A 10,646-nucleotide genomic window follows, 5' to 3' on the forward strand; every position below is an offset into this window, starting at 1 on the left:
GAAAAGATATTGAAGATGAGTCCTGCAACCATCACTCCACATGCAGTCCCTACAAAGGCGACTAATGTCTTCTTTGTTGGTCCATCAATAATCAGTAAAGTAAAAGCCGATATAATTACTGCACTTATAATCGCAATTAGAATTGGTGAATACCCATGGAAGACTAATGGTAAGGTAAAGAATAATACGGTAATAAATGTAAAGGCTAAACCAACAGCTGCTTTTAGTCCTTTCATTCCACCTACGGCAATCATCAACACCACAAATAGTCCAATCATTAAGTAGATACCATTTGTTCGTTGATAATTGTAGATACTTACACTATTTCCTGCTTGTGTTTCATCTACTGCCACGATGACTTTACTACCCTCTTCAACTAGAATGTTATGTGTTTTGGTGACATAGTTGGTAATACTAAATTCTTTACCTTCTAGTTTCCCGCTTGTCACTTTTACTTTTACATCCTGTGTTCCACGATACCCTGAACTCGTTTGTTCATCCGCTTCTAAGTATTGATCATGCACTTTAGTAATCGTAGCTTTTTCGTATTGTAGATTATCTGCATGTATCAGTGAATAGGATTCTAGTTTCTCTGTATTTAACCAATATAGAAACACAAAGAAACAACATGCACATACAAGTAACACGATTGTACTGATTCTCTTTTTATCCATCGTTATCTTTTTCATCATGTAATTAAGAAATGTAGCATCCTAAGACACTACATTCTCCTTTCTAGTTTTTTCTTTTTAGCTTGTAAGCTCCTAATACCATACCACTAGCTAGTAGCATCAAGGCAAATACCATTGGTGTTGTACTATCTCCTGTATCAGGTGATGTTGCTGGTTTTGATACATCATTATCTTTTGGTGTATCAACTACCGGCTTTTCTTCCACTGGTTTTTCTACCACTGGTGTATCCGCAGTTTTCTTAATTGTATAACTATCTACTGTTTCTAATGTATCTGTACGGTATGCTTCCATTGTAAATGTATCATCTGTAAATGACAAGTGCATAAACATTGGTACCTTTGGTTGCGCACGTTTTGCTAGATATTCATATTCTGTCACTAAGTCATAGTATTTACTTCCACTTGCACTACTTGTTGTTAGATATAAAATTCCATCAGGATTTTCTACTTCACTTGCAGTTGCATCAATTCCTTCTACAGGCATGAAGTTTTTCATAATCTTTGTACGTGCATAGCAGTGGTCGTGTCCCATTAAGACTACATCCACACCTAATTCTTCAAATACCGGCACGAATGCTTGTTGTCTTGGTTCTACTTGATCTTTATATGTTGATTGTTTTCCAGATGCATAAATACTTTGGTGGAACATTACAACTTTCCATGCAAAGTCTTGATCTTTCGTTTCTTCATTTACTTTACGCATGAACTCAACGTGTTCTTCATTGTTTGAATTACTAGTATTCAGTACCATGTATAGTACATTTCCATATGTATAGTAGTAATCACTATTTGCAGCACTTGCACCTAATCCTGAAAGATTTGGTTCATTGAAGTGGTTTCCATAGTTTTTGGCAATATCGTGGTTTCCTACAGCTGTAGCTGATGGAATTCCTTGTAGTGCTTTTGGTGTAAAGTATGCATCATACTCACTTTCTTTATTGGCTACATCGACCATATCTCCAGTATTGGCAATAAAACTTACATTTGGGAACATTCCTAATGCTTTATCTAATGTGTTTTCCCATCCAAGTAAGTCCGTTGGAATGGTTCCTGTACCGATTTGTGCATCTGATAAGAAGATAAATTCATATCCATTATCTACATTTTTCGTAGTTAGTTTGTATACTTTTGAATATCCTTCTGCATTTCCTACGCGATACACATAGTTTTTACCTGGTTCAATTCCATTGTAATCTACTTTATTTGAGTAGTAGTGTGTATCTGTAAATTTTGTATATGCTTTTTCTGTTGATTTAGCAGATATTGTTGTTGCTTTTGCTTCATCAAATACACTTACATCATTACCTTCCATAATTTGAAGTGCTCCTGCATTTTCAGAAGTCGCAAACCAAGCAAGGTTTAATGAACTCTCATCACTACCTACGTTTAATGATACATTTTTTACTGCATCACTATCTGGTAATTTATCACCAGCAGGGTTGATGTTGAATTCAAGTAATTCAAATAATGCATCTTCATCCACTTCATCATATGTGTGAAGTTCCACTGCAATTGTGATATCCATAAATGTATTTCCATACGCATCTGTATCAGCAACATCCAATTGACTAACTGTCATTTTCCAGTCATCATCCCAAACATCTTTGTATGTTCCTGGAACATAACCATCAGCTAAACTTGACACATCTTCGATAATAAATTCTTCTTCGATATACCCATCAACCTTTACTTGACTACCATATTCTGTATTTTTCTTGTAGTTGCTTGTTGGAATATTGAAGAATTCACCAACTGGTTTTCCGTTGATGTACATAATCATTGCATCATTGTACTTAACTTTTCCTGAGATTGCATAAATGCTATCTACTTGTTTTTGTGTTAAACGGAATGTGTGACGTAAATAGTATGTACTGTATGTTGTACCATCATCATTAGTTTTTAACACTTGTCCATTATCATTTTCTTTTGTCGTAAATTTCTTTCCTTGATATGTAGGCCAAGCAGCATCATCAAATTTCATATCGACACCATAATCTAACCAACCAATTGGATACGCCCAACCGTTACGTTTATTCCATCCCTCATACCAAGTACCTTTATTTGGATCTGTATTATCATCTAAATATTTCCACTCCATTGTGTCTTGTGCTACATTATAATTTGACAAGACTTCGATTGGAGCTTCTTCTTGTGTTTGTGTTACGAAAACTTTATGTTCACCACCAAAGTTTCCACTCAATAAAGTCATAATTGTTACTAATGTTATTCCAATTTTCTTAAACATAATTATCTCCTTACATGTTCAATTTTATTACTTGCTACTTATCATCGTGATCCTTTACTTTTTACGATGACTATTTAATGCATTAATGAAGCCTAGTACTCTTAATTATGCGTACATACATAACTCCACCCAAATTTGCATCCTTTGTAGTTACACTTGAAGTATCTTTTCTTCACCTAATCTTTTTGATATGTTCAAGTTATTCTACGACCAAGCTACAATAACATTACCTTTACACACTAAAATACCCCCTACTTTATTATCATTCCTCCTTTTGAATAATCCTTGCGATTACAAAGTAAGAAAATTTTGACACACAACTTCCCCCAAAATTTTATATCACTTTTTTTCTTATCTATTCCCATTATGAAAGATTGCTATTTTCTAAGCAACCTAACATTTGCACCCTACGCGTGCATATTCCTGTTTTTGCGATTTCCATTTAATCTTGATAACTCCTATTTACCGATTGTTGTATAAAATACAAAAAGCAACCGAAATCGGTTGCTAATTCAAATAGCAACTACATACGGTTGCTTTTCTATTGCAATAAAAGATTAGATGGTAAGATTTTGAATTGTCTTTACTACATCATCTTTGGTTAAGCCAAACTCTTTTTGTAAGTATTCTTGTGAACCTACTTGTCCAAATGCTTCTTTGCATCCCATTCGCATCAATGGAATTTGTAATGCATGCTCTGCTATAACTTCAGCGACTGCACTACCTAAACCACCCGTAATTGAGTGATTTTCCAAAACAACGATATGTTTTTTATCTTTACTATGTTTAAGAATTGCTTCAACATCTAATGGTTTAATCGTAAACATATCAAGAACTTCAACATCGATATCTTGACTTGCTAATTCATTTGCTGCATCAAGTGCATCACTGACAAGTTGTCCTGCACTAATTAAAAGTACATCTTCACCTTCACGTAATAGATTTGCTTTTCCTAATCTGAAAGTTGAACCTTTAGCATAAAGATTACGTACACCTTTACGATTTCCACGTATGTAGTGAATACCTTCCATTTTCGCAAATTCTTTAATAATCCAGTCCATTTGTACATCATCAGCAGCATCACAAATCACAGCATCGGGAATGGTGCGCATCAATGCTACATCTTCCCATGTTGTATGTGTTCCACCATTTGGTCCAGCACAAAATCCTGGATCTGACCCATAAATATTCAACGTATTGAATGCATATGCTCCAGATAAGAAAATTTGATCAAATACACGACGAGTAGCAAATGGTCCAAACGTATGAACAAATGGCACAAAACCGGTAACACTTAATCCTGCAGCTATTCCAATCATATTTGCTTCAGCAATACCCACATTAATAAAGTTATCTGGATGTGTCTTTTGAATGTTTGTCCATCCACTAGCACCACCTAAGTCTGCTTCAAGTGCAACTACATTTGCATTTTCTTGGATTGCTTCTTGTAGGGCCCCAACTACTGACATACGCATTTCTTGTTTGTCTTGTCTATCTCTATCTAAAGTAAACATTAGGCACCCTCCTTTACGATATATGCTTCCAAGTTTGCAATAGCTTCACTTGTAGCTAGTTGTGTTTCTTCGCTATTAAATTTTACAGAGTGATTTGCTTCTAACTGCTCAAAGTAAGGAATTCCTTGTCCTTTGATTGTATCTAAAATAATACATACTGCTTGATCTTTTACATCAAAACTCAATTCGATTGCATCTGCGATAGCTTTTTCATCTGCACCATTAACACTTAGTGCATGAAAACCAAATGCACGCATTTTTGCTTCAATATCAAATGGATTACAAACATCACATGTATATCCATCTAACTGTCTTTTATTATTATCAATAAAGACGATGCAATTATTCAATTTATTGTGTGCGATATATTGGAATGCTTCCCAACATTGCCCTTCATTTAGTTCTCCATCACCAACGATTAGATATACTTTTTGGTCTGTGTGATTCATTTTGAAGCCTGTCGCGATTCCTGCTGCTACACTTGTTCCTTGACCTAATGAACCAGTTGTCATATCTACACCTGGTGTTTTTGAACGGTCTGGATGTGAAGGCATATTTGTACCTCCAGCATTTAAGGTATACAACATATCTTTTTCAAAAAAACCAACATTTGCCAATGTCGCATATAATCCAGGACCTGCATGCCCTTTTGATAAAACAAACATATCTCTCTTGTCCCATGATGGATTACTTGCATCATAGCGCATATACTTTCCATAAAGTACACTCAGTACTTCAACAATGGATAACGATCCCCCAACATGTCCGTATCCTAATGATGACAACATTTTCATCACATCAAGACGAATCTTTGCAGATAGTACTTTCAAATCTTTTACTTCACTTGCATTCATACATCAAACCTCGCTACTTCTTCATCTCAGCATCGAGTTTTGTTTCTAGTTCAGTCATGTCCATAATGTTATCTAAGATAATCACTCTTGGTAAAGAAGACACGAATTGTTCCAAATCTTTTCCAACAACAAATAAGTCTGCTGCATTTTCTGTTGCATCACTTACTGATGAGTGTGTTACATCAATTCCTGTGTAGCCAAGGTTTTTTAATGTCTTTTCAACATTCATGCGAACAAGCATACTTGATCCTAACCCTGAACCACAGCAACACATGATTCTTTTTACTTCCATATTTTTTCCTCCTTATGAAATTATTATACATTTTAAATAAAGGAGATACGTAACATATCTCCTTTTTTTGACCATATGTCAATTACTCATTTATTAAATTAGTCTGCTTTTTTCTTTGGCATAATGTAGTTGTAAGCAATTGGAATTAAGAATAATACAATACATACAACCATTAATGCATTTCCTTGCACAAATTGTGCGATGTTTCCAAAGAAGATACCAGCAACTGAGAAGTCAGCATCTGAGAATGTTGTGTTTGCAAAGTTTAATGCTCCCATAACTGGCATACAAATTGCAGGTAGGAATGTAATCAATAATCCATGTAGGAATGAACCAACTACACATCCACGTAATCCACCTTCTGCATTTCCAAATACTCCAGCTGTTACACCACAGAAGAAGTGAGGAATTACACCTGGTAAAATTAAGGCAACTGGAACAATTGAAGAGTTAATAAATCCAAGAATAAACAATCCAACAATTCCACCAAAGAATGAAACTAAGAATCCAATCAATACCGCATTTGGTGCATATGGAAATACCACTGGACAGTCAAGTGCAGGTTTTGCATTTGGCACAAGTTTTTCTGCAATCCCTTTAAATGCAGGTACGATTTCTCCAATGATTAAACGTACACCAGATAGAATAATGTATACTCCTCCAGAGAAGTTTAATCCACGAATGAATGCCCAAATAAACCAGTTCTCACCGTTAAAAATTGGATCAAGAACTGCTGAATCACCTTTTCCAACTGCTACTGCTGTAACTAGAATGAAGAAGACAACCATTGTTAGACCAATTGCAACTGTTGTATCACGTAGGAATGAAAAACGTTGTGGGAAGTTAATATCTTCTGATGATTTTTTTCCTTTTACCAATTTTCCAATTTGTGCAGAGAACCAGTATCCAACACTACCAAAGTGTCCAAATGCAAGTTCATCCGTTTTTACGATTTTACGCATCGTTGGTTGTGTTATTGCTGGTGCAAGTACCATGATTAAACCAAGAACTAATCCACCAGAGATAATTAATGGAATTCCACTTAATCCACCAATGTTTAAAATAACAGCTAGCATACATGCCATGTATAGTGTGTGGTGTCCAGTTAAGAAAATGTAGTTTAATCTAGAGAAACGAGCAATGATAATATTTGCGATCATTCCTGCACACATAATGTATGCTGTTTCTTTTGCGAAATCTGCTAACCCTAAAGAAACAATCGCTTCATTGTTTGGAACAACCCCTTGTACTCCAAACGCGTAGTTGAATAGTGTTCCAAAATCGTTTAATGATCCTGTTTGCAAGAAACTTGCTCCAGCACTTAACACCAAGAACCCAACAATTGTTTTTACGGTTCCTTTAACTACATCTTCTACTGGTTTCTTTTGTAGAATTAACCCCAGTAGTGCCATCAAACCAACAAGAATTGACGGCGTTGACAAAATGTCTAAAATTACTTGTAAAAAACTGTTCATTTGTAAACCCCCTTTAAATTATGTTTTACTAACAGTTATTCATTTGCAGCTGCAATGAATTGCGTATATGCATCATCTGCAGTTTTTGCAGTGGCAAGTTGTTCAATTCGTTTTTCATCTGTGAAGATATTAGATACAGCTTGCATCGCTTGCATGTGGGATTCTGAATCACTGGCAGCTAACGTTACGAGTAGTCGTACATCAAACCCATCTGGTTTGAAGCGTACTGGTTGACGTAATATCGTAATAGCCAATTGTTTTTTCAGTACCCCCTGCTCTGAACTTGCATGAAGTAAAGCTAAGTCTTTACATAACACATAATATGGTCCAAATTTTTCAGTGTTTTCAATGATTGCATCTATATATCTTGCTTCTACATATCCACCATCGATCAATGGTTGTACGCCAACATGTATAGCATCTATCCAATCTTTTACACTCTCAACAATTTGTACGTTTTCACGTTGTAACATATTTTTCATGTTTTCCTCCCGCTTACTTCTTACAAGCACATTATCAAATAACTTAGACATAAATAGAAGTCCAAATGTGTGCAACTATTTGTGCAAAACTTGTACATTCTACAACTTCTTATCTTTATCATTGTACATAAAAACCCCATAAACATCATTGTTTTTTACAATTTGTTGATGGGGTTATTCGATTCTTCTATTTCGTTTTTAGTATCCGCCAGTTACTTTTTCACCAGCAACAAGTTTAATTCCTGAACTTGTTCCAATACGAGTTGCACCTGCTTCTACCATTTTTTCAACGTCTTCAGCACTACGTACACCACCAGCAGCTTTCACTTCCGCTTTATCACCAACTGTGTCTTTCATCAATTTTACAACACGAGGGTTTGCACCTTCTGTTGAAAATCCAGTACTTGTTTTCACAAAATGTGCACCTGCTTCAACGCAAAGTTCACTTGCTTTTACAATTTCTTCATCTGTTAATAAACAAGTTTCTAAAATTACTTTTACGATATTTCCTTTTGCAGCTTCAACTACCGCACGTACATCTTCACGTACTACATCATAGTTTTTACCTTTTAGTTCACCGATGTTTAATACCATATCGATTTCTTTTGCACCTTGTTCGATTGCTACTTTTGTTTCCCAGGCTTTTGCTGCTGTACTCATCGCTCCTAGTGGAAATCCAACAACTGTACAAACTTTTACATCCGTTCCTGCAAGTTGCTCTACACAAAAAGGTACCCAGTATGAGTTTACACAAACACTCATAAAGTCATATTCTTTTGCTTCTTGGCACAACTTTGCAATTTGATCACGAGTTGCATCTGCTTTTAATAACGTGTGATCAATTAATTTATTCATTTTCATCTTTTATTTCTCCTTTGTATTTTATTTACTCTACTCTTAACAAAAGAATAGTCATACATAATGTAATTCAACACCAAAACTAAGCTTTCAGTGCTTTACCTATAACTTGTAACATTTGTGAGGCATTTTTGCAAGCAAGTATCTCTGATTGTATATCCTCATTTGAAAATAAGTGCATAACATCCTTTAAGATTTTTAAATGCTTGACCTTATCTTCAGCAGCTAATACCAAAATCACTTTTGCTATTCTCTGTTTTGGAAAATACACACCTGATTCAAATACATTCATATTAAAGTCCAGTTGTACAACTCCATCTTCAGGTTTTGCATGCGCCAATACCACATGTTCATTAATAAACATGTATGGTCCCATCTTTCGTGTTTGACGGATCATTGCATCCACAAAATCGGTTGTAATACTTTTCTTTTCAACAAGTGGTTCACTGGACAAACGAATGGCTTCTTGCCAGTCATAGTCTTCATCATGAAAATAGATTGTCTCTTCATTTAAAAAGGATAACATCCCTCTACTACCATCCTGAAGTGGATGATAACGAATCTCGGTAAGTGATTCTAAGTAATGTTGTAAATCAATTTTTAGTGCTTGATGATCTTCTTCTTTGACGTATTTTTTCACAATTTCAAGCACATCATCTGCACGAATTTGTCCTTTACCTGATGTACGCATACATTTTCGTAAAATCATAACACGATCTGCATCTGATAAAATTGGATGCACAATAATGCAATTGCTGCAGTTAGGTACTTCAACTGTCGATATTACTACTTGATAGTCATCAAAAGATATATCGTTGCCACGAAGTGCAACAACATCAATGGTATCTGCGTGAGGTATGAGTGTACTAACTTCTGCACGAAGCATATTTCCTGTCGATATTCCATTTGGACAGATAATTAAAATGTTCATTTGATCTACAGTTTGATTGGTAGAAATAAATCCACCAAAATGTAAGGTTAAATATGCAATTTCATTATCTGCAATGGGAACTCCAATTTGTTGGGCTAAATACTCAGCTGCTTTTTTGGTAATTTCAAAGAGCTCTGGGTATTGTCCTTTTACATCATTAATCAGTGGATTTCCTATTTGAATCCCATACCGATAACGATATAAACTCGCTTTTAAATGCACAAAGATACTACGTTCAACAACTTCTTTATTTTCAAATTCAACACAAGCAAGTCTAGAAAATTCACTTACTAGTGACGTTGCTAAATCATAAGCTTCTTGGTCTTCACTTACATCATTGATCTCCATCGATGTTACTTCAAGGCGTGAGCCAAGTAAGTGTAAGGTTAAATAGATACATTCATCTTCTGCAAGATGATGAAACTTTCTTTGAACCAGTGTGTATTCATAAGTATCCATAATTTTGTTTTTATCGATATCTGTGAAATGGAACGATTCATCTTCTTGTCCCAACACCGGCACAAAATGAGCCAAAGCAACTAAGGTATCTCTGACATATTGTGTGTCTAGTGTTTTTTCTATATAGTCAAACTTTTTTAGGTTTTCCTCTACTTGCTCTTGATATGGAGAAGTGAGTGCGCCTGTATGATAATATGAAATCAATTCAGGAAAATACAAGAAGAAAAGTGCACGCTTTCGAATGACATCTCCTTGAATGATGTATCCAGTCTTGTTTTCAAATTTTAAGGTAAGTCCATATTCTTGTAGTTTTGTGGATGCTACCTTTAAATCATTAATAATCGTATTTCTTGAGACTTGACAAACATCAATAAAATCTTCAATCAACAACGGACGATCCTTTTGTAAAATCATACAAATGATAATAAGTACACGTTCACTTGGTGAGAAATATACATTACGTACTAACGGTTCACTATACATCAATTCACGAATTTGTTCTTTCTGTTTTTGTGATAGATTAATCCCTTTACTTCTTTCAAGAGTAACTTCTTCAATATGATGGCTCGCTAAAAAATCATTGATCTTACACAAATCATAATACACGCTTCGTTTAGAGATTTGTTTTTCATCAACAATTTCTTGAATCTTAATATGTACCTCACTTTGAAGTAATGTATTTAATAATTCCTGACATCTTGTATCGAGTTCAATCATGTTCGTCACCTCACCTAAATACACCATAACATATTTTATATTTTGAACGAAGTCCAAAATTTGTCATATACTTGTCCAATAATTGTAAATTGAGCAAGGATCAATAAATATTAAAAAGACAAAGCAC

The 10,646-nt window shown here is 35.0% G+C and carries 9 protein-coding genes; all 9 read right to left on the minus strand.

Annotation, left to right across the window (positions count from 1 at the left end):
• Positions 1–674, minus strand: a 674-nt coding sequence (locus tag EDD63_RS10640) for a YibE/F family protein (RefSeq protein WP_208318327.1), incomplete at its 3' end; no start/stop codon positions are given.
• A 61-nt stretch (positions 675–735) separates the two neighbouring features.
• Positions 736–2,937 (minus strand): purple acid phosphatase family protein, encoded by a 2,202-nt coding sequence (locus tag EDD63_RS10645; RefSeq protein WP_134171282.1) that lies wholly within the window; start codon positions 2,935–2,937, stop codon positions 736–738.
• A gap of 557 nt (positions 2,938–3,494) precedes the next feature.
• Entirely contained in the window at positions 3,495–4,451 is a 957-nt protein-coding gene (locus EDD63_RS10650) for a transketolase family protein (RefSeq protein WP_134171284.1), read from the minus strand.
• Positions 4,451–5,305 (minus strand): transketolase, encoded by an 855-nt coding sequence (locus EDD63_RS10655; protein WP_134171286.1) that lies wholly within the window; start codon positions 5,303–5,305, stop codon positions 4,451–4,453. The genes EDD63_RS10650 and EDD63_RS10655 overlap by 1 nt, the downstream gene beginning before the upstream one ends.
• Positions 5,306–5,318: 13 nt before the next feature.
• Complete coding sequence (locus EDD63_RS10660; protein WP_134171288.1) at positions 5,319–5,597, minus strand: PTS sugar transporter subunit IIB; 279 nt, start codon at positions 5,595–5,597, stop codon at positions 5,319–5,321.
• A gap of 98 nt (positions 5,598–5,695) precedes the next feature.
• Positions 5,696–7,072, minus strand: a complete 1,377-nt coding sequence (locus EDD63_RS10665) for a PTS ascorbate transporter subunit IIC (protein WP_134171290.1) — start codon at positions 7,070–7,072, stop codon at positions 5,696–5,698.
• Between the two features lie 35 nt (positions 7,073–7,107).
• Positions 7,108–7,554, minus strand: a complete 447-nt coding sequence (locus EDD63_RS10670) for a PTS sugar transporter subunit IIA (RefSeq protein WP_134171293.1) — start codon at positions 7,552–7,554, stop codon at positions 7,108–7,110.
• A 198-nt stretch (positions 7,555–7,752) separates the two neighbouring features.
• A complete protein-coding gene (deoC, locus tag EDD63_RS10675) occupies positions 7,753–8,415 on the minus strand; it encodes a deoxyribose-phosphate aldolase (RefSeq protein ID WP_134171295.1) in 663 nt (220 codons plus the stop codon).
• Positions 8,416–8,494: 79 nt separating this feature from the next.
• Positions 8,495–10,519: a BglG family transcription antiterminator gene (locus EDD63_RS10680; RefSeq protein ID WP_166667630.1), complete on the minus strand. Its 2,025-nt coding sequence runs from the start codon at positions 10,517–10,519 to the stop codon at positions 8,495–8,497.
• Positions 10,520–10,646: the final 127 nt, after the last annotated feature.

The organism is Breznakia blatticola, from assembly GCF_004365815.1.
GTDB classification, from domain to species: domain Bacteria; phylum Bacillota_I; class Bacilli_A; order Erysipelotrichales; family Erysipelotrichaceae; genus Breznakia; species Breznakia blatticola.

Excerpts from the sequence above, each read along its gene's own strand:
- deoC (WP_134171295.1), bottom strand. The coding sequence starts at position 8,415 with ATGAAAATGAATAAATTAATTGATCACACGTTATTAAAAGCAGATGCA.
- EDD63_RS10655 (WP_134171286.1), bottom strand. The coding sequence starts at position 5,305 with ATGAATGCAAGTGAAGTAAAAGATTTGAAAGTACTATCTGCAAAGATT.
- EDD63_RS10645 (WP_134171282.1), bottom strand. The coding sequence starts at position 2,937 with ATGTTTAAGAAAATTGGAATAACATTAGTAACAATTATGACTTTATTG.
- EDD63_RS10650 (WP_134171284.1), bottom strand. The coding sequence starts at position 4,451 with ATGTTTACTTTAGATAGAGATAGACAAGACAAACAAGAAATGCGTATG.
- EDD63_RS10665 (WP_134171290.1), bottom strand. The coding sequence starts at position 7,072 with ATGAACAGTTTTTTACAAGTAATTTTAGACATTTTGTCAACGCCGTCA.
- EDD63_RS10670 (WP_134171293.1), bottom strand. The coding sequence starts at position 7,554 with ATGAAAAATATGTTACAACGTGAAAACGTACAAATTGTTGAGAGTGTA.
- EDD63_RS10680 (WP_166667630.1), bottom strand. The coding sequence starts at position 10,519 with ATGATTGAACTCGATACAAGATGTCAGGAATTATTAAATACATTACTT.
- EDD63_RS10660 (WP_134171288.1), bottom strand. The coding sequence starts at position 5,597 with ATGGAAGTAAAAAGAATCATGTGTTGCTGTGGTTCAGGGTTAGGATCA.